Below are 20,480 nucleotides of genomic sequence, written 5' to 3' on the forward strand. Positions count from 1 at the left end.
TTCCTTTTTCAATGTTTGGGTGGGTAGGCAGCCTGGCCTTCGTGAACGCGGACGCTGATTCGATGCGCACCCTCTGTGACAATCCCATGTACGATCGTTTCATATTCAGAAGCGAGCATTTCCTTTCGTTGCCCATTTTCCGTTCGAAATACAGCCAAGGTCAGATGATCCACAAAGCGGACGCCCTTTACGGATTTCAACAAGGCAAACAAGAGCGAAGGGTGCACACGCTGGCCTATTTCCCAGCCCCCACCGTGCAGATTTCCCGATATCGGGTCAAGGAATCGCGAGAGCTTGCCAAGTGTCTCCAGCTCTACCTCCACGATTTCGTCCAAAGCCCCCACTGCCAGCTCTGCTGTCACCGCAATTTCCAAGTAGACAGGCTCCCTGACATGAATCCGTTCGGGAGAGGCTATCGTCGCTGCCGCATGTGTCAGCAAGTAGTTCGTGACAGAACGCCGAAGCTCCAAAAATGGTGTGCCGAAGCATCCCGCTGCGGGCAATACGATCACAGTGACATGCCCTGCTTCTTTTTGCAGGCGGCTGTTCCGATTCGGCAAACACTTCACCTTGACGATCCCCGGATGCGCTTCACGGACGAGCCATTCGAAATCTTCTGCCGTCACCGCTCGATAGCGATGCTTGATTGTCTGTGGACCGCGCTGCAAAGCTTCCGTCAGCAATTCCCGATTACTTCCTCCACTCGCAGGCACCGGATTGCTGACAGCTTGGACGAACGGAATCGATTGTTCCAGTTGATTCAACTGCCCGGCTGGAAGATTTCCTGCTGTTCCCCCTCCGACCTTATACGTCACCCTCACGGAACCGAGTCCGGTTTGAGGAAGCTCCCTACCGTGTCGGCCATCGCCAAACAAAATTTTTCCGCTAGCACTCTCCAAGCAGTAATGGCGATCATCCGGGCCTGAATCGTGCAGATGCTCAACTCGCTGCCACAGAACCCAGCATTTTTGCTCGTTCCCTTCAGAATCGTAGAGAATGTCCACCCGATTTTCTGGATGCTCCAGCCAACTCTTTCGTTCACTCGGCAAAAAGAAGCCTGTTTCATCTACCCATACCTCTTCGTCCATGACGGGATGTCGAATCAGTCTGTACTCGGCTTGTGGTCCCTCTGCTATCCGCTCTGCCATTTCATTGCGAATCGTCTCCTGTTGAATGGCTCGTATCGTATTCGGATAAAAGCCGCTTAGGACGGGGTGTCGTGCATCCGAAGCGACTCCTCCCAGACGATTGTCTACGTTGACGGCGCGAATCCAATAACGCTCCCGTTCAAACATTTTGCTTTTTTCCATATCAAAAGGACCAGCGAAACGTACGGTACCGCTTTCCGTAAAACCAGCGGTCTGATCAATCGTTTGCAGCTTGGCCCAAGTCGTCGCACCTCTATCTCCTCGCTTGTATTCCCATTTCACAATCGGAGCAGCCCCTGGGGATTCTTCCATTGGTAGAAAAGGAAAGTAGAAAGAGAGCGGTCCTTGTAATGGCGGCTGCTCAAATCCAAAGTAGACGACGGGATGCAAGCATTCGGACGGCAAAAACGGCTGGAAGCTAGCCTGATGATTGCCTGTACTGACAGGTTGCTGCCAATCCAAGTCGTTCTGTGTGAGAATCGCTTCGGGCTCATGCAGCGACTCTCGGTACGAGTAGGTCAGACGCATATCTTCCAGCCACGGGGCCATGTATACAGGATTCGGGCCATATAAGCCTTCCACTTGAAGAATTCTTACACGAATCCAATAACCATACTGGGATTGCACGGTTGTCGGCTGCAAATCACCTGGACACGTAAAGGCAACCACAATCTCCTCATCCGAATCAGTGCTGGCGAACAGCTTCTCACGGTCGTCTCCTGACAGAAGCACCATCCATCCACTGCCATTCCAGTATTCCCATACCACCTTGCTAACAGTGACGGGTGTTGTCGCAGGAGGTTCAAAGGAAGATTCCTTCATGATCCATTTCCATTTCGGTTCCGGCTGTGATAGATGCGTTGCAGGATAAGGCACTGTCTTCATCCGAAAACGCAGGGCAACCGTACTTCCAGGCTTCGTCAACGCCTCTTCACAGGACAAAAAAAACATGCCATACGGTGCGAGCTGCTCGCCAAACGCAAGGCAACCACTCCCAGAAACCTGCACATCATTGGAGAAAAGCATGTCGGGTGCAAGGCCCTCCGGATCATCTGTCGGCAAATAATCCGTCTTCATCTTGATTTGGGTCAGAGAGGTGCTCCCGCCATTTTTCATCCACTCATGAATCATGCCTGGCTTCACTCGACAACGAAGCCAACGGTTTTCGATTCCTTGCACTTGACTAGACTCCCATTTTTTCCGTTGCTTTTTTTCCAAGCGAAGCCGATTTTGATCAGCCTCGATCTTGTCGAACAAAACCCATTCGCCCTCTGACAGATACGTCCACTCGACCAGTTCGGGATTCGCTAGCTTCTCTGTCAGCAAGGATTCCAGGTAGCGTTCCTGATTAGAAACCATCGTGAGCTGAATCGAAGCACGATCTCCTAAACAAAACAAGTCCTCATGCCCCAAATACCAGCAATGCTCCTGCTGATTAGGCAAAGCCTTGCAGTCAAAGAGAGGGAGCGGTGCATTTGTTCCAAGCCAACTCGTTGCATCTGTTAAGAAGTCTCGACTGCCATTGGAAAACAACAGGTCTGTTGGAAGAGAGGGGGTAGCCAGCATAGACTGATCGGTTTCAAAAACCACTTCATCGCCAAGGGCAGACTTCCCCGAAACTTTTGTGCCCGCCGGAATCCACACTGGCTTTTGCACGCCCGTACTCAATTCAAATGCCAAAAAGGTTTCTGCCGGTCTTGCCTGAGCCATCCCGGCACCAAGCATATTGAGAAAAGCGATAAAATTTCGCTCCGGGACTTGATTCAAACGCTCACGATTATTCATCAGCATGTCTGCGAAAAGGAGAAATAAAGCCGTACCTGAATCAGGATCTTCTGGCGTGAAGCGCCACTCCGGTGTGTAGAAGGGCACCATTTCGCGCATTTTTCGGATGACTGCCTGCATATCCCGTGGATCGACCAAAGGTGGCTTCACATTACCCACCTCCCTTCCTTTTTTTCACGCGACTGTGATTCTTGCGCTATCCATGTGGACCGAGACGGTGGACTGGATACAACAGCTGATACCCTTTGTTTGTCGCACGTACGGTATAACTAATCGTAACGTTCACCGTTTCGGAATGAGTCTTGTCGACCTTCGCCTCCACCTGCACATCCCGCACACGTGGTTCCCAGATCATGATCGCTTCTGCGATGTCCGACTGGAGCAAGGCCAGGCTCGTTCCGTCCGTGCCATCAAACATGAAGCCTTGCAATCCGCTCCCGAATTTCGGTCGCATCACACGCTCACCCTTTGCTGTGGAAAGAATGATGCGAATGGCTTCTGCGATGTCATCCTCGTAGTCGGACAAACGAATACGGCCTGTAGCCTGATCCACCTGAATAGGGAACTTCCATCCTTTTTCACCGAATGGCTGCTGCATGGAATCCCCCCCATGAGTTAATTCAATTTGATCACCGAACCGTTGATGGCAACAATACCGTCAGATTTGATGTTCAGGGACGCTCCTGCTTTAATCGACATAGCTCCCTGTGCCTCCAGATTTAGCTGGGTGGACTTGATTGTCAGTGATGTGTCTGACTGAATGGTCACTTGCCCTTTTGCATTCAACGTAATCGTACTTGAGCCGCTCTTCACCGTAACTTCATTGGCGCTGCCGCCTTTGATGGAGATTTGGTTGTTTCCGCTGCTCTCCGTCAGCACAATACTCTCATCCTTGTCCGACAGCTCCACCTGTTGTCCTTTTTTCGTGGCAATCGTGATCTTCCCGTCATTGGGATCATCGCCAAAAATCACTTCATGGCCAGCTCGGGTCGTGATTTTTCGGATGTTGTTTTTCTCCGCCATTTCCGGGCCTTTGTTTTCCTTATTCCATAACATCCCGATCACAAATGGCTCGCGTACATCTCCCCAGTGAAAAGCGACCAGCACCTCGTCGCCTACCTCCGGAATAAACAGGCTGCCGCGATCTTTTCCTGCAAAGAGAGTGGCAATTCGCACCCAATCTGTCTCCCGCTCGTTATCCACCAGAGGCAGCTTCAGCTTTACACGCGAGAGCTTTTCCGGGTCTTCGTTGTTCGTCACAATGCCGACAATGACTCCGTGGATCCTAGCCCGTTCTTCTTCTGTGATTTCATCCTGGTAGAACCAATGATCAAAGCTCATATCGTATTTCCCTTCACTTGAAACGTCGTGACATAGCCAGATGCCACATCGATGGTGTGTGTGACAGATGTGATGTAATAAGGTTGACTCAGCTTTTTCCCCATGCCCTCTAGTGTGATATAACGGCCAGCACGTATTTCTGGCAGACCAATGGCCTCACAGTTGCCGTCGAGAAGGTTCATGGCGAGTTGATTCAGGCGTGCCTTGGCGACTGCTTTTATCTCCTCAGGTGAGTCCAGCTTTTTCGTAGACTCGTATTTATCAAAATAATCACCGATTGCTCGCAGCAGATCAGCGCTTGTCTTCGAATTCGTCCCGAGCTTCCCGATATCTGCGCTCGTTGCTTTCGCTTCCTGAAGCACCGTTGTTTTGTCCTTGTCTACCCATCGCACCGTATAGGAGGAGGCTTGAGAAGCAATGTTGACATCGACGGAAAAGCTGCGCAACGAAACTCCCCAAATCAAGGTAAGGACCGGCGTCATGTTGCTCAGTGGCTTACGAAAATACAAGTTCTTCCCGACGATAAAAAAGTCGTAGTTACAAATTTTCGCAAGACGATTGATAAACTGAAAGTCAGTCTCGGACACCGTCTTGGTAATGGTCTCGATTGTCTGAACCGTATCATCCACATGCGTCGACAAGCCGTATTTTTGTCCCAGCTCTTTCACGACATCGCTGTATTTCTTTTTATTCCAGGCGGTAGACTTGTTATCGACCATAAGCAGGAACGATTTGTCCATCCCTTTTACCGTTATGGTAGGCGTCTCCTCGCATGAAAACGAAACGGCTGTAATATGTCCGTAAAAGAGGCTGGATAGCTCGGTTCCATAGCCCAGCTGAATTTCAATTTCATTGCCAGGAACCAAAAAGTCATCTACCCAGCGGAACTCCCACGCTGCCGTATCAAAAGCATTGGTTACCGAAAACGAGAACGTATCTGCTTTACCTTCCAGGCTAGAGTTGATCGTTGCTTTCGTAATGGCGACACCTACCTGGCTGATGAGCTTTTTCCCTCCAACGAGTATTTCCAAGGCTGGGGAATGAAAGTTGTTGTATGTTTGGCGCAGGTCATCGAAGGAATGGTGGTCTGTCGTCAATTTCAATTCGCTCATGCCTTCGTCACCTCACTAGTGGCACATGTAGGGTAGTAGCCGGTTTTAGAAGTCTGGGATTGTCGATCTGATTGGCGTTCGCAATGTTACGCCATTTCGACGAATCATTGTACGAGCGATACGCCATCAAGTGCAGCTGGTCTCCTTGGTTGACCATTTGTTGTGCGACCTTTTCTCTTGCAGTCCCGATATCGTCCGCGGACTTTTTCACGCTCGTGCCTTTAAATGTGACGCCTAACGTAGCTCGTACCGGTGTCCCTTGATCGAGAAACATCGTAAACCGCTGCGAAACCTTTTCAACAACACCGGTGAATTGAAAGCTGTCCCAGACAAATTTGCATAGGGGCGGCGTACTGATTTTCTTTTCTACGGCCATCAGTCCCAGCACTTGATTGGTGAATGCACGCACATCCACTCCAGCCTCGTATGTATCAAAAAACAAGTCGACCGATAATGTCTCGATATCACCGCTCGTGAACATTCCGACTGGTACCGATTGCCCCAATATCTTTTGCCACGAGTAGTTGTTGGAAGCATCGACCTTGTATTCCGAAGGGTTAAAGAGAACGGAAATACTCTCCTTGAAGTCACCTTGCCCGTTGCGATCCACTAAAATTTTGGCCTTTTTCTCCTGACCCATCATTGGCTTTTGCCTCTCTTTATCGAAGAAATAGTCGTCTGTGAGTACGGGAATTTTTGGCTATAGACCTCGTCGCTGCCGCTCTTGCGTGAGGCGCTTGTCCAGCTCCTTCATCATTTTATCCATCAATCGATCCACCTCTTGTGGGGATAACGAGGTCTGATTCCCAGTCCTCTCTTGCACGTGTAGATCGACTTGTCGTTGGGGTGGAAGTGTTGTCGCCTGCTGCACTGCGGTTTCTTGAGGAGGGATGCTTTTTCGCAAATACTCCATCGACGGTGGCGACTGAACAGTAGCAACAGGGCTTGTGTGGCTGTCTGCTGTGCGTAACGCTCGTCGATGAATATGGGTTGCGTTTTTGGACAGGGAACGCTGCTCGGATTCGCCGGGTCTTCTTTGAGCTTGTTGCATTCGTTGCAGGAGCTGAAGTTGCATCGTCATTGCTGTTGGCTTCAGATTGAATCGCCCTGGTCTTTGCAGCGACATGAGCCTAGCGTCTCGAACCTCGATCCTCTGTGTCTTATCACTCGTTAACCGATTAATCGTCTGCGTCTTCTGGTTGACCGTCAGAGTCTGATCATGGTTGGTTTGTTGGAAAAGTCTGCGGCGACTAAGTTGTCTGGCATGCAGTCTGTCCAAGACAAAATCAATAGATGTTTCTCTCGAGAATGGAGCCGAGCTGATTGGATGGTGGTGAGATAATGGCTCCAAGCGGCTCACTCGATCTTTTCGTTGGAGTGGCTCGATTGCACGACTTCTTCCACTCTCATGAATGAAACTGTCTGACGCTAACATGCTTTGATGCACAAGGCTATGAAGTGGTCCCCATTGTTTCTGAACAACCATTTGTGCATCGTGACGATTCAAAACAGTCGAGAATGAATGATGGTTCTGTACATATGCTTCCGTCCGGAAATCAGTCTGGATTGCTTTTCTGATTTGTTCCATGACCTGAAGATAGGGACGGACACGTAGGGCAAGGAATCGTGTCATCAAGCTAGCTGTTTGCTGAAAGAAGCGAGAGTGACTGATTTCACGAGATTGACGGCTTTCTCGTAATAGATTACTTTCGCCCATGCGAGACCTTGACTGATCATTCGATTGCTTTTCATTGCTTGGCGGAGCTTTCCTACTTGTGCTTGCGGTGCCTAGCTTTGCAACCCCACTTGTTGATGCGAGCTTTGCAAACTCGCTTAATGCCACTAGCTTCGCGCTTTTTTGCATGAGGATCGTAAGCCCTAGTTCCGCACTCCATCCAGCAGCTATCCGTCGCAATGAGTTCCTGTCAAAGACGTCTTCTCTCATGGAAAGCGGCTTCGCAGACGTGTTGTACAATCGCTGATGATCTGCTCCACCGGGTCCAATCCACTCTGTAGTACGAAGCATTGCAGAACCAAAGCGTTTCAACCTGAGGAAAAGTGCCTCCTGATCATGACGACGAGTAAGCACGAGTGATCGACTTGTCCTTCGCTCATTATTCAAGAAAACGGCGTGCCGTAATGGACGATGCTCATGCTCGTGTACCATTGAGATCGTCGCTTTTCGTCCCGGTAGACTAAACTTTTCTTGATTCTTGGCGAAAGAGAAGGCGACATCTGTCTGCATGTCCTTCCCACCCTGAAACGATAGTAGCTGACGTACCATTCCATATGACATCTGAGAAAGGTGCTTATTTTGCAGAAAATGAATAACTGGCTGGAAAAATGGTTGGGAGATGCCTTCAGGTGTACTTGCAGCAGGATGCAGAGGTTGCTTCCCCGGCTCATATAGAAGGTTCCTTGGCGCATGAAATCTAGTAGTATGGAGCTCCCTTGTTCTGAGCTGTTTTGCCGCCATCTGTTGAAGATGCACCCACTCCATCACAGACTTCCCGTTCGTCTTGTGGTGGGTAGTACTGACGATACGATTCTGTAACGTTTGCCAGCGTTGGCGATTTGTATGGAAGATAGGCGCGAAGCGATTCACACGGAAGACAGGCACGAAGCGCTCCCATACAAACCGTGCAGTACTTGCTATACCAGCTGGCTCACGCTCGATTTCGTTATGAGTTGCAAGATGTTCCTTCATCCACGGCTGGTTCAACCATCCTCGTTTTTCAAAGAAAACAGGATCAATGCCCGACCGGAAGCTCTCAATCCAATAAGCAGTGATCGACTTTTTGACAACTGACTGCGAGAGAAGCGGAACTGTTCGGGAGCTATCGGTGATACGCGCTGGTTGCAATGGGAACGGTATCCCCTGAATGGAGTGTAAAAGGTGTAAGGACAAACCCGTTCGCCACTCTTGCTGTAGCATATCAGGCTGCTGATATGAAGTAGGGAACATGGCAGAGATGACGCTCGTTTTGCCAAAATGAGTTTGCTCATGGCTTGATTCCAAACGAATGGACTGCTCCCTAGCAATCTCGTTCAACCTGGCTTCCTGTGATATCAGCTGTTGAAGCAACTCGTATGTCCGCTGATTCCTTCCTCTCTCTATCTGCTTCAACCTCTGTCGAGAACCGAGCGCTGCTAGCCCACGTTCGCTTTCTGCCTGAGGAAACTGTTTAGCTAAATGGAACAGCTGCTTAAACCGTTCCCTTACAGCCTGTTGTTTTGTCCGACCAGTATCCGCTGGATGAAACATGCTTGGCATTAAGGACGTGAACATCTTCGAAAACCCATTGCTCTGAAGTATCCTCTGTTCCAATGGGATAAAAGAAACGTCCGACAGTGTTTCTAGCATCCACCCGTTTTTTGCTTGCGGATGCTGACGGCTTCTCGGGAAAACAATCGGCTGTAAAACATGTAGACGTGGATGAGCGATCATCGTCATTGGCAGCCGTGTTTCTCGACTTTGTTGCCAGTGCAGACTCAGGTTTTTCCACCAGCGACCCCAAAGTTCAGTCTGCTGAGAAGCTACAGACCAATGAATATTTTCACTTTCATGAACGATTCGTCTCGTGATGTCTCTACCGTCTATTCCGGCTTGCACTGTCCACACCGAGCGATCCAAAGGTAAGGCAGTAGCTCGTCCTTCTGCTCTTTTTAGCAAATCAGGAAAAGACCGCGTCCCCATCTCTGGTTCCATCCTTTTGCGGATCAACTGCAAAAAGTAGCGGACTCCAGATTGTTCGAATCGGACTTCGCTAAAACGCGTTGCTCTGAGAAGTGGAATCGAAATTGCATCTACTCCTGCTGCTGATTCAAGCCGTATCCGTTCACGTTCATATTGCAAGCTCCTGAGTTCACCAGGATCACCCATTCGTGCCGTGTGTACCCATAATTCCGGCGAAACATAGGAGGTCTCAGGCGTCCAAAAACTTTCACGTACGGTTTCCTTGCTGTCTGAAACCATTGCTTTCAAAAGAGGCGAGGCAAAATCGGCCGGGTGTATCTGCTCTTTGAACCGCCCCAGCGGCAGCCATTTCTCAAGTGAGCTTCCTCGCTGAACCGAAGATTGAACATTGCTGGACCAGCGATATCGATCTCTTCCCTTTGAGACAACCGTGATCTGCGGCAGGGAAACCTTCTCGATTATTTTGGATGACGCCCACTTCTGAAAAAGCTCATGTATGAAAGCAGCTGGTCGTACTTTTCGTCCTGATCCCGATGCTTGCGTCATGACTACGCGCTCTTTTGATCCTGGTAAGCCAGCCTGTCCATTCGGCAACATTTCTCGATTCAATCCGAGGTAGGAGTCCACTTGTACTTGCATACGCACATGAATGAAGGTCTGATGAAAGTGGTTTTCCTGCCCTCCGATACTCGGCGAAAAATCACGATGGATCAAAGCGAGGTAGCCGGGATCGCGACCTTCCGCGTGCCGATACTTCTGCATGATGCTCTGTGCAAAGCCTTGGCTGGACGCCCTTGGCTGCAGTGATGGACGACGCGAAAGTGGGAGCGCCTTGATCGTTATCATCGTTTCTTTTGCTCCTTGCAAACGGGATAAGGCTTAAAAATACGATTTTAAGCCGTGGTGCACGATTTCCAATGTCTCAACGGCTACTTCTCCATGCGTGGCCCGAAACTCCGGTCCAACCCACTTGACCGGATAAGCCCCTTCAAATGCCCAAGCCCCCACGTCATTTCCGTTTGCGTCCATAAGAATGATTGCCCCTTGCTTGCGCTTGCGCTTTTCTGGCGGGCCAAAGTGGAATTCCTCATACCATCGCCACAGCTCGTTTGATCTCACAAACCCTCGTTTGAAGACGAGATTGGGAAACTTGCTGCGTTTCGGTAGCTTGTGAACGAAATGGTTCACGCCACCCTCTTGGTACTCCTCCAGCTCTGTTTCGACGGCCAATCCGGACACTTCACTAAATCCAGCGACCCAGATGCCATCCATCTCCAATCCAAACGGAAGAAAGTCCACACGAAATCGGAGGTTGGTGTAAAACGGATTCTCATTGGCGAACACCAGAATCACCTCCGCTTGAACACATCAAAAACATTTTCGGGTTCGTCATTTTGCCTGCGATTGATCGCGGATATCTCTTCACACCAGCGCCGCCGTTCCTTGTGTTCCATCGACATGATCTCGTCGTGAGGCCAGTGAAAATAGTAGGCGATGAAGGCGGCTTCTTCATAGATCTTGTCGACGGGATACCCACTCATACTCCCTCCAGCGCCCCTGAAAAAGCCATGTCTACCTGAAATTCATGCTCGCATTTCGGACAAGATGTCTTGAACATCGAGCTGTCCAATTCATTAATCTGTCTGTACAGGTTTTGCAGGTACGCGAGATCCGCCGTAAACAGCCGTTCCACCACTCTGGTGTCAATTCCCCGTACATCCCCCAGCTTGGTAATCACTCTCGTCAGCAAAATAATCGTCAAGTAGCCGGGATTTTGCTGAACACGTGGATCACGCATCGGCAAAATCTCATCGGCAGCCGTCGCCAAGCGCATGACGCCCCGCTTGTGCAGGTTTCCTTCTTCATCCACATAGCCGCGCGGGAGCTCAAATTCGTATTCCGTTTTAAATGCCATGGTGTCATCCTCCTCATCACCCTAGGCCAGCAAGAGTGACAAAGAAAAACCCTCTTTTCCTTGCCACTCTTAGGCGTTCGGATCTTCTCTTATTTCGTGCGTGTCATTCCTTCATGGGCGATTTCCAACTGCTCAATTGCTACCTCTGAGGACGTACCGTTAAAATCAGGCGCCGTGTATTTGGTCGGCCATGCTTCGATGACCTTCCATGTAGCGACATCATCTCCGGCTTCGTTAATGGCAATGATCGTTACCGTTTTGCGTGCGACCTTGCCCTGGATGGTGTCCTGCATCCAGTTGTACAAATCCATCGAATCTGTCACGCCCCATTTCAGCGTGATGTTCCCGTACTTCGCCAAGCCCGGGAGCTTGCGGGGTGTAATCACCTCATTGCCTTCACGATACTCGACTACGTCCACAGACGCGTCAAAGCCCGACACCTCACTGAAGCCTGCCTGCTGAATGCCGTCCATCTCTACCCGATACCGAAACTTGCGGTATGGATCCTTGCGATCTGCCATACTGTACCCCTTTCTTCACATCGTTTTTCCCCGTGAATTATTACTGATCAGATGTTTTTTGCGTAATACGGAAGATGACGAACTCTGCTGGTTTGACAGGAGCTACACCAATCACGCAGATCAATCTGCCATTGTCGATATCATCTTGCGTCATCGTGCTTCTTCCGATTTGGATGTAAAAGGCTTCCTGCGGGCTTGAGCCCATCAACGCGCCATCTCGCCAAACTCGCGTCAGGAAAGAATCGATCGTGCGTTGGACGCGGGCCCACAGCCTCTCGTCATTTGGCTCAAATACCACCCAGTTTGTCCCGTTTTTGATCGATTCTTCGAGGAAAATGAACAGGCGGCGCACGTTTATGTACTTCCATAGCCCGTTGGATGACATCGTCCGCGCACCCCAGACGCGAATTCCTTGACCTGTAAACGCGCGAATCAGGTTGACTCCCTTCGGATTCAAAATATCCTGCTCGCCCGTATTGTACTGGCAATCCAGTCCTGTGCAGCCGCGTACGACCTCGTTTGCCGGGGCTTTGTGGACGCCGCGGGTGTTGTCCGAGCGCGCGTAAATGCCTACCATGGAGCCAGATGGCGGAATGTAGATGTTGCGCTTGTCCAGCGGATCAAACACTTGCAGCCAAGGATTGTAGATGGCAGCGTATTGCGTATCGAAAATATTGCGATGCGTCAACACATCGCTTACTTTTTTCTTGTCGCGTGGGATATCGAGGATGGCGAAGCGGCTTTTCAGGTTTTCACAATGAGCCACAAGCGCGAGCTGCACATTCGGGTCTGTTACGCCAGGAATGGCCATAATGCTCACTTCGTCATTATCGATGAAGGCTTGGATTCCGGTACGTTTTCCCGGTCCATGATCCTCCCCCATGTATTCGCCCGCCGACAGATTGGCGACAGAACCGTCGCTACCCCCTGCCAATGAGATTTGATACAGACCGAATTCCGTCTTTCCACCCTCAGATTGAGTTTCTTCCGCCATCCCTGAAATGACGGTAAAAGGCGGTATGACTTCTGAGCTCGCAGGGGCAGCACCCGCTTCGACCTCTACGATATTGCTTTTGGCCAGCAGCTTGCTGACATGATTGGCAGCAGAGACATTGAGCGAGCATTTGTCGAACTCTTCGGCCTCATCGTTGTAGAAGACTTGCACCGTGAATTCGCATGTGGACAAAATTTTGACCGGCAGCAGATTGTTATCGATGACGTCTCCTGTGAGCACGGCAGACAGCTCGATCACATTGTCTTGGGAAGAAACCACTTCGCTGTACTGCTTGGTTTCACCGTCATAGAAAGAAACGACATCACCCGCTTGAAAGCCTGCACTGTTTTTCACGCGGTATTTAGGAGCCTCGCCAAGCTGCTCGTAAATCTGCGTTTTTGCCTTACTCGACGGAATCAAATTTACGCGGATCTGATTTCCCCATGCCCCCGGGTTTTTGGCCGTAATCCGAAGGACAGCCCCTTCGCTGTTGCCTTCATTGGAAGCCGGCTTCGCATCTGCTGGCGCTACCCGCATTACATAACAACGGGAGCCTCCATTCAGGAAGAAGTGATCCACCGCATAAGCGAGATAACGGTATTCGCCAAACGCATTTTCAGACAAATAGGAACCGAACAATTTGCGAAAATCATTGACACCTGTAATCAGCTCAGGCAATCCTGCAACGGGTCCTTTTTGGGCAAGCCCGATAAAGCCGGCTGTGCTCGTGCTCGCTCCCTCCATGGGAACGGGGCCACTATCAAATTCTTCGACATACACCCCTGGTGATAAGTACTCTGGCATCGTAACCTGATTGGAGAGTTCCGCGTGTATCAGCAGCAGAAACCTGCAATCAGTCCCTCCCTCCGATTAATTTCATCACTTGCTTTACCACTTACAAAAAAGCCGTTTTGATACGTGAGTCTTGCTCTATAATCAGGCAGCAGGATGTCATGGACCGACGCCAAGCAACTGCCGGATCACCCTATTTGGGTCTGTTCATTTGGATGATACCTATGGATTGGGTCGTACTGGCTTGAATGGAAAGCTCGGCAAAACCAACGGCTTCTTCCCGCCACACTTCAATTTTTATACGCGCATGAGTTTTTTCCAGAAACAACGGAAGGGCAACTACGAATTCTCCTCTGTCGTCACAGTTCGTTTCGAGCAGTGGGAGTAAGACAGTGCCTTTTGGGTAGGCAAAAGAAAGAGGTTCGGTCAAGGGATAAACTCGACCTTTTGGGGGACCTGCAAAACGAATGATCGTCCCTTTGCATGTGGGTGATTCGAGAAGAAAAGCGTCAGCCAAATCGACTTGACCCTTTTTACTGGCTACGATTAGCTCCGTGGCCTCTTTGGCAGCGTCCTCGGCCAATTTCACCGGGGCATCTCGCTCATATGAGATGACAGCCTGCACACAGGCACCACCAGCTGGAGAGCCATCCTCCACGCAAGCTCTCCCTCGAACAAGGGAGTCTCCTGCCCGAAATGGATAGGCTGGACTCGGATGCAAGGAAATGATTCGTTCGGAGTAAGAGGTGCTCCCAGTCGTCACGGAGAAAGTCACGGAGTGATCCATATACTCCCGGCTGCTTATATTGAGCTTGTATATCCCATCAGGCAAGTCAGAAAAGATATACCATCCATCCCCTTTGCATACAGGCACTTGTGGATGATTCGCCAAGCGAACAGACAAGCTCGAGCGAAAAGGGGCTCCCCTTGTATACATGTCCATCAGACGGACGGCATACGAGAAAACGGAACGAATGCGCACCTGGAAATGCTGATCCATTAACCATGACCTTCCCCTCGTATGCGAATATCCCGTTCCAGTACGCGCTTCGTTGAACGAACTCGGGTGGAATCGATATGAACCGGCCCTACCGAGTAGCCGATGGATAGCTTGTACGGAACATGTGGAAAGAGTTGGATGAGTTTATCAACGGGAGGCTGCTCCACGACGACACGAAGCTCTGTATCCATGTTGGCAAGGGAGCCTTGAAGCTGATCGCCACGCAAAATGGCGTTGTCGTAGAGAACCTGCATGGCACGCCCGAGGATGCGATGCTCGTCCAGCATGCGGGTATGCTGTTCTGCTGGGGAATGGGCAGTCAATATGTAGGATAGATTGACCGTCATTGGGGGATATCGCAACTGATCAGTACCTTCACTGATCATCATGTGCTGCCTCTCCTGACTTTCCCGGATTTCGTATAAAAACAAGGCTAACGCCAAATCTCCTGGCTGAGCAGGCGAGCTTAGACCAATCAACTCCGGTTGGCTAATCGGCTCCGGCGTCATCTCTTTTCGCAAAAGAGTGAGCAGTGTCTCTCCTACTTCAGCAATGGCGGTGTACTGGCTAATACCCGTTCACCTCGACATTATTAGACAGAATACACTTATCATAACATCCAAATTAATGGTTTTACATGAATTTTTATCTAATTTTGTAAAATTACACACTTTCTTCGACATGCTACCTGTTGGCATACTCCCCCAAATCCTCTTTCAATAGCAGCTTACCCGTCTTTTTTAATTCCTGCTTCGCAGCCTCAATCAAATGACGCATGGAAACGGGCGTGCCTTCCGATGCAGCCAAGAAAGAGGCAGCGAGCACCACATTTTTGATCCCGCCTCCCGCAATATGCAGCTTGGAAGCGAGAAACTCAAAATCGATGTCAGCAGCTCGTGGTGTATCGGCCGGGAACATGCTGCGCCATATTTCTTCGCGATAGTACGGTTCCGGAAAAGGAAACTTCACCACGTAGTTGATTCTGCGCATGAAGGCCTCGTCAAAATTTTGCAGGAGATTCGTCGCCAAAATGGAGACCCCCTCGTACTCCTCCATCTTTTGCAGCAAGTAGGCCGTTTCCACATTTGCGTATTTGTCGTGCGAATCTTTCACTTCTGAGCGTTTGCCAAAAAGGGCATCGGCTTCGTCAAAGAAGAGGATGGCATTGCCGATCTTCGCTTCCGAGAAGATATGGTGGAGGTTTTTTTCCGTCTCCCCAATGTACTTGCTGATCACCTGCGACAAGTCAATTTTAAAAAGCTCCAGACCCAGTTCTTTTGCTACGACTTCCGCCGACATCGTCTTGCCCGTACCCGGAGGACCTGCAAACAACATGCTGACGCCTTTCCCATAAGAAAGCTTTCTCCCAAAACCCCACTCTCCCAAAACAACATTTCGATAGGTGACCTGATTACAGGCGTTCCGCAACAAAGTCAGTTGCTCCTCAGGCAAAATCAGATCTTCCCAGCTGTATTTGGGTCTCAAGCGTGTGGCGTGCTTTTCTAGCGCATGTCTCATTTGCAGGAAGCAAGCTTCGTGGAGATGTGTTTTCGTAATGATCCCGTCTTTCGTCTGCATCGCCATCTCGTTTGCTCTGTGAAGCGCCTGATTGATTTGCCCGGCATTCAGCTTGAATTTCCCTGCTAAAACGCCTACGTCAATCTCTTGAGAAAAGCTCATGCCTACACGGCCTGTCTCCCATAATCGCCTCCTTTCCGTTTCATCTGGACTTGGCACCTCCATTTCCAGCCAAATCCGCTTCCCCAGTGCGTTTTCCGGCTTCCATTGACTTTTCGCCACAATGGCAATGGGACCAGAAAAGCTTTCGAGTTCATCCATCACCAGCTGCTTGCGCCCAACTGTTTGGACTTCTTCTGTCAGAAAAACCTCGAACTGATGCAAGCACAGCACACCCCGAAGCAGCTGCACCTCCCGCAATACCTGCTGTAATCTGCGCGAAAAAGCTTCCTCGCGGATCAAGCGCTCTGCATCGACGAACAACACCGGTCGCCTGACGCGGTGAAACAGATGCTTCACCCGATGCCTTTTTCCAACGCCAGTCGGACCATGCAAATGCAGGAGAAGCCGATTTGAATCTGCTCCTGCCGTTTCCCACAATGTGTCAAAGCGCTCCTGCAAATGAATCGCGCTCTCTCCTACCAACGGTTCCAGCCCTTGATCTGGCAAGCTCCAGGATAGCCAAGGCGGCAGACTGGCATCACCTCCATCCCTTGTCGTCAAAAAGTGCAGCAGTCGTTCATCCAGCTTTAACGGTCGAGAGAGCCAAGAGCCGCTGCCACCCATATCCCCCTCGGTAAAAAGCAGTAGTCGGCCCAGCTTGCTTTTTTGCGCAAACGTAGTCCAAACCTCTATCCTCTCGGTCGCTGTCCGGCAAAATAGCTGCATTGCCAATTCAGGAGTAGGTGACTTGCACGTAATATCATCGAGGAGGTAGCCAAACAGCTTTTCATACTTCCGATCCAGCTCGACTGACAGACAAAGAAATAAACACCCCAGCTCGAAGCGGTTGAGTGAAAAAGCGTCTGCCACTACCAAAATCGGTATGCTACCCGCTTCTTGTATGTGCAGGGCATGAAGTCGTTCCTCGCATGCTGCCAACCGCTCTGCGAAGGCGTCCCATAGCTGCGTTGCTGGCGGAGCTGCCTCGAGCAATTGCACGACTTCTTCCTCTGTGACAATCACCCCCCTCATTTGATCTAGCGGATAATCTTCCCCCTGCTGTGCTCGTACGGCCAGCAAGCGCATCAGATGAATATCTAGCCATCGAAGCATCTCTTCGTAATAGTTCCACTGGTTGTGATTCGGTTCGAAATTCGTCATTTCGCTTTTTCACCGCTCCTACGATATTTTCAACTCGCCAGACCAATTTTGTTCGGCCCCTTTTTGCGCGTATTCATCACATAAGTAGAAATACTGTCGCGCCGCCTGATCCCAGCGATTTTGCTTGATGACGGACAGAAAAGCGGATCGTGCATCGTGAAATCTCCCATTCTGATACATCACAATCGCTTGCTCAAACAATTCCTTCGTCTCATCCTTGTGCGTACGAATCTGGTCAGCGTCCCCCTCGTATACGTCGTACAAATGCATCGGCTGAGCCTCTCCCTCGATATGCACCCAGCCTAAATCACGATATCGATACGATGTACTCTCTCCCATCTCGGCAAACAGCGAATCGGACATCAGGATGCAGGCCCCGAGTGTTTCCGCCATCTTTTCCATTTTCTCCACCACGCGGACATGATCCGATATAATCGCAGCCTCCAGACGCGTCGCCTCGCCAATAATCCCCAACATCAGCGGACCGTGATGCAGCGCAACCCGCAATTCAATCGGATCGTATCCTTTTTCTGCCCGTTGCTCGTTATAGTCTGCTAACGTACGGCGCATCTGTACCGCCGCATCCAACGCGTCTTTTGCCTCTCTTGAATAAACAGCAAGCACCCCGGGATCGAGATATTCCGTAATCATCCCTTGATTCTCGTTTACAATCGGAGCAAACCGCTTGAGAAACGCATTGATGACGCGGAAGGTCGTCTCTGGTCGCAGACGATGGGAGATGGCATGAAACGATTGCAGACTCATCCGCATAACGGCCATTTCCCGCTCTACCTGATCACCCAGCTCTACGTCGAGTATGCTTTCCTTCCCGAGAAAATGGATAAACTGCTGCGGCACAAAGCGATTGTTGGCCTCGCTCATCCTCGTGATATTCGAAATGTACTGACGAATGCGCTTTGCCATTTGGTTGAAGCTTTCTGCCAGCTTTTGAATTTCATCCATGGAGCGAACCCTGGCCACCACACTGTAGTCGCCTTTTCCCATATGGGAGACGTTCGTTTGGAGATTGCGGATGTTTCGGTATGTCAGCCACGAGAAAAGGAAGAATAGACTCGCACAAATCGACCAGACCAGTGCAGCGCCACGGCCTAGCTCACGGGACATTTCGTTGTGCTGTATGCGGACCCCGTTCATTTCCCTGCCTAGCTCCAACACACCGGATAGCTTGCCTGAGGAGCTGTATATCGGGGCCATCGCGTACATCCAGTAGCCTGTCCGATCCTGAGCTTTACCCGAGACGATCTCCCGTTTCATGACCACACTGCGGAACTCGTCATCAATGGCCACATTCTCAAACACTTCTGCGCTGTCATTGTCATCCATCATGAGAAACAATTCGCCATCTGTGTATTTGTAAATCGTTTTATACAGCCCCCTGTTCACATTCACATCATCGGGGACCTCCAGTTTTTTCAGATTGGCCTGTACGGCTTGATAGTCCGCATTCATGTAATCAATCGCTCCATTGATTCCATCCAGCTTGTCCCCTTCGATCAGCGTAGAAATAACATAGGCTTGGAGACGAAGATCGGTTTGATTTTCCTGCTCCATAAACGAGAAGGTCAGCTTCGTTCCCTCCAGTTGAAGGAATACAGGGACAACAATGAGCGGAGCTATCACAATCGTTTGCTTGATAATCAACGGAATCCGGAAGAGGCGAAACAACAGAAACTGAATGACACAAAACAGGAGAATTGCCACGCCCAATCCTGTCCACCAGGTCCATTCCTTCAAGCGGTCTTTTTCGGATACAGACGGGGACGTGAGCTTGGTCATCACATTTCCTTGTTGATCCAGGAAAGCGAGTTGACTATCTGTGGCGACTACGATGTGATACTGGGGAGTTACAGCAAACGCCGTTAGGGCACTGCTATCGCTCGAGTTGATCTGCTCGAATGTTTTGGAAGGCACTATCAAGGCGATTTCATCTGGATGTGCGGGATCGAAGCGTTCAATGACATTTTGATCAGAATTGTAGAAAAGAAGACGACCTGCTGGCCCCACTTTGACATGATCGGGGACGGTACGATTCGTTTCCGAGCGTTCGGAGTGAATGTAGAGCGGACCTTTCACTTGAGCTTCCCCGCTTCCTTGGGGAACGTCGACCTGAAAAAACTCTCCACGCTTGGTAGTGACATAGGTATGACGCGGGTCTACTCCTGTGATTTCATTAACGTATACTTCATTAGGCAATTGGATTTGATAGAGTTGTGTGGGGGGTGAATCAGAGGGTACAAATTGATAGGCAATCACTTCAGGATGTTGATAAACATAAAAATAAAGACGATCTTTCGCAACTTGCAGGGAGCGTACCTTGCCAATTCGCTTGTACGGGCTGTTCGCTCCATAGGAATCTTCATACACGACTTGTTCGATTTCTCCATCTGGCGACATTCGCACGATTCTCTCGGATACGGTCCGCAAGCCAAAGCTATCAAGCTTTGTGATCAGCACGTACGCATGTCCTTCTTCGTCGATGGCTACCTCTGTGAAATTTTCCAAGCCTTCTTCTGGATTTTGCTCCAGGACTTGCTGGTACCGTAGCGTCCGATCGGGGTAAAGGCTAGTCAGCTTTTGGTGTCCATCCGTTATGAGGACGACATCCTTTTGACTATTGGCCGCGATGCTGTTGATCCCTTGAAACGGTTCGTCCTGCTTCCCGCTTCTATCCATGTTCCAAGCGAGCAGCAAGCCGATCCCAACAAATACAATCAGCAGTCCGGTCAACCAGGAATACTTCTTGTTATTTCCCATCGTTTGCGGTTCTCCCATCTCTCGAAAACGTATTTTCGAAAATGATACCAAGCAACATTATACTAAAAATTACAAATTTCGCTATACATCTTCTCTATTTGACATTTATACTACTATACAGATTGATTTTCAATATCTTACCAGATGACTTATGAAAAGGAGTTGGCTTCATGGGACAACTCGTCTGCGGAGGAGCCATGCTACAGTGCAGCTTTGGTGCTGCTCCCAGTTCACTCATGGTGCTCCCGGTGAATCGCGTCACAACCAGTATGCCGATCGCAAACATTATGGACAATAAACCGATGGTAAACGTCCTTCCATTCGGGATGTGCAATACGATGTCCAACCCTCAGGTCGCAGCAGCCACAGCGGCGAAGCTGGGCGTTTTCACTCCGGTCCCCTGCGTTCCTGTCACAGCCGCCCCTTGGGTTCCTGGCTCCCCTACTGTTCTCGTGGCCAACATGCCTGCCCTCAATCAAACCTCCAAGCTCATGTGCAGCTGGGGTGGCGTCATTTCGATCACGAACCCCGGACAAGCGACGATTCAGGTTCCCTGACA

At 50.2% G+C, this 20,480-nt stretch carries 16 protein-coding genes; 1 reads left to right on the forward strand and 15 read right to left on the reverse strand.

Annotated features, from left to right (window positions below; translation table 11 throughout):
* Positions 1–8: 8 nt before the first annotated feature.
* The 15 genes from BBR47_RS21130 to BBR47_RS21200 all read right to left on the reverse strand — a co-directional run bounded on the left by BBR47_RS21130 (position 9) and on the right by BBR47_RS21200 (position 19,921).
* Entirely contained in the window at positions 9–3,083 is a 3,075-nt protein-coding gene (locus tag BBR47_RS21130) for a putative baseplate assembly protein (RefSeq protein WP_041749555.1), read from the reverse strand.
* A gap of 46 nt (positions 3,084–3,129) precedes the next feature.
* Positions 3,130–3,531 (reverse strand): GPW/gp25 family protein, encoded by a 402-nt coding sequence (locus BBR47_RS21135; protein WP_015892455.1) that lies wholly within the window; start codon positions 3,529–3,531, stop codon positions 3,130–3,132.
* A gap of 17 nt (positions 3,532–3,548) precedes the next feature.
* Positions 3,549–4,274, reverse strand: coding sequence for a phage baseplate assembly protein V (locus BBR47_RS21140; RefSeq protein WP_015892456.1), 726 nt, complete (start codon positions 4,272–4,274; stop codon positions 3,549–3,551).
* Positions 4,271–5,386: a phage late control D family protein gene (locus BBR47_RS21145; RefSeq protein WP_015892457.1), complete on the reverse strand. Its 1,116-nt coding sequence runs from the start codon at positions 5,384–5,386 to the stop codon at positions 4,271–4,273. The genes BBR47_RS21140 and BBR47_RS21145 overlap by 4 nt, the downstream gene beginning before the upstream one ends.
* A gap of 7 nt (positions 5,387–5,393) precedes the next feature.
* Positions 5,394–6,029, reverse strand: coding sequence for a CIS tube protein (locus BBR47_RS21150; protein ID WP_015892458.1), 636 nt, complete (start codon positions 6,027–6,029; stop codon positions 5,394–5,396).
* Positions 6,030–6,086: 57 nt separating this feature from the next.
* Positions 6,087–9,929, reverse strand: a complete 3,843-nt coding sequence (locus tag BBR47_RS21155; protein WP_015892459.1) for a hypothetical protein — start codon at positions 9,927–9,929, stop codon at positions 6,087–6,089.
* A 33-nt stretch (positions 9,930–9,962) separates the two neighbouring features.
* Complete coding sequence (locus tag BBR47_RS21160; protein ID WP_015892460.1) at positions 9,963–10,427, reverse strand: phage tail protein; 465 nt, start codon at positions 10,425–10,427, stop codon at positions 9,963–9,965.
* 5 nt (positions 10,428–10,432) lie between these two features.
* A complete protein-coding gene (locus BBR47_RS21165) occupies positions 10,433–10,624 on the reverse strand; it encodes a DUF6760 family protein (RefSeq protein WP_015892461.1) in 192 nt (63 codons plus the stop codon).
* The gene (locus BBR47_RS21170) at positions 10,621–10,998 is read right to left on the reverse strand and encodes a hypothetical protein (RefSeq protein ID WP_007721338.1); all 378 of its coding nucleotides are present in this window, start codon (positions 10,996–10,998) and stop codon (positions 10,621–10,623) included. Before BBR47_RS21170 ends, BBR47_RS21165 begins: the two co-directional genes overlap by 4 nt.
* 89 nt (positions 10,999–11,087) lie before the next feature.
* Positions 11,088–11,519, reverse strand: a complete 432-nt coding sequence (locus tag BBR47_RS21175; RefSeq protein WP_007721341.1) for a phage tail protein — start codon at positions 11,517–11,519, stop codon at positions 11,088–11,090.
* Positions 11,520–11,559: 40 nt separating this feature from the next.
* Entirely contained in the window at positions 11,560–13,317 is a 1,758-nt protein-coding gene (locus tag BBR47_RS21180; protein ID WP_015892462.1) for a phage tail sheath subtilisin-like domain-containing protein, read from the reverse strand.
* A gap of 181 nt (positions 13,318–13,498) precedes the next feature.
* The gene (locus tag BBR47_RS21185) at positions 13,499–14,305 is read right to left on the reverse strand and encodes a hypothetical protein (RefSeq protein ID WP_015892463.1); all 807 of its coding nucleotides are present in this window, start codon (positions 14,303–14,305) and stop codon (positions 13,499–13,501) included.
* Positions 14,305–14,877 (reverse strand): DUF4255 domain-containing protein, encoded by a 573-nt coding sequence (locus tag BBR47_RS21190; protein WP_041749556.1) that lies wholly within the window; start codon positions 14,875–14,877, stop codon positions 14,305–14,307. The genes BBR47_RS21185 and BBR47_RS21190 overlap by 1 nt, the downstream gene beginning before the upstream one ends.
* 112 nt (positions 14,878–14,989) lie before the next feature.
* Complete coding sequence (locus BBR47_RS21195) at positions 14,990–17,146, reverse strand: ATP-binding protein (RefSeq protein ID WP_015892465.1); 2,157 nt, start codon at positions 17,144–17,146, stop codon at positions 14,990–14,992.
* Between the two features lie 18 nt (positions 17,147–17,164).
* Positions 17,165–19,921, reverse strand: coding sequence for an adenylate/guanylate cyclase domain-containing protein (locus BBR47_RS21200; RefSeq protein WP_015892466.1), 2,757 nt, complete (start codon positions 19,919–19,921; stop codon positions 17,165–17,167).
* A 170-nt stretch (positions 19,922–20,091) separates the two neighbouring features.
* Here BBR47_RS21200 and BBR47_RS21205 point away from each other — a divergent pair, with 170 nt between their 5' ends.
* Entirely contained in the window at positions 20,092–20,478 is a 387-nt protein-coding gene (locus BBR47_RS21205) for a DUF4280 domain-containing protein (RefSeq protein ID WP_015892467.1), read from the forward strand.
* The last annotated feature ends 2 nt before the right edge of the window (positions 20,479–20,480 follow it).

It is taken from the genome of Brevibacillus brevis NBRC 100599 (assembly GCF_000010165.1).
GTDB classification, from domain to species: Bacteria; Bacillota; Bacilli; order Brevibacillales; family Brevibacillaceae; genus Brevibacillus; species Brevibacillus brevis_D.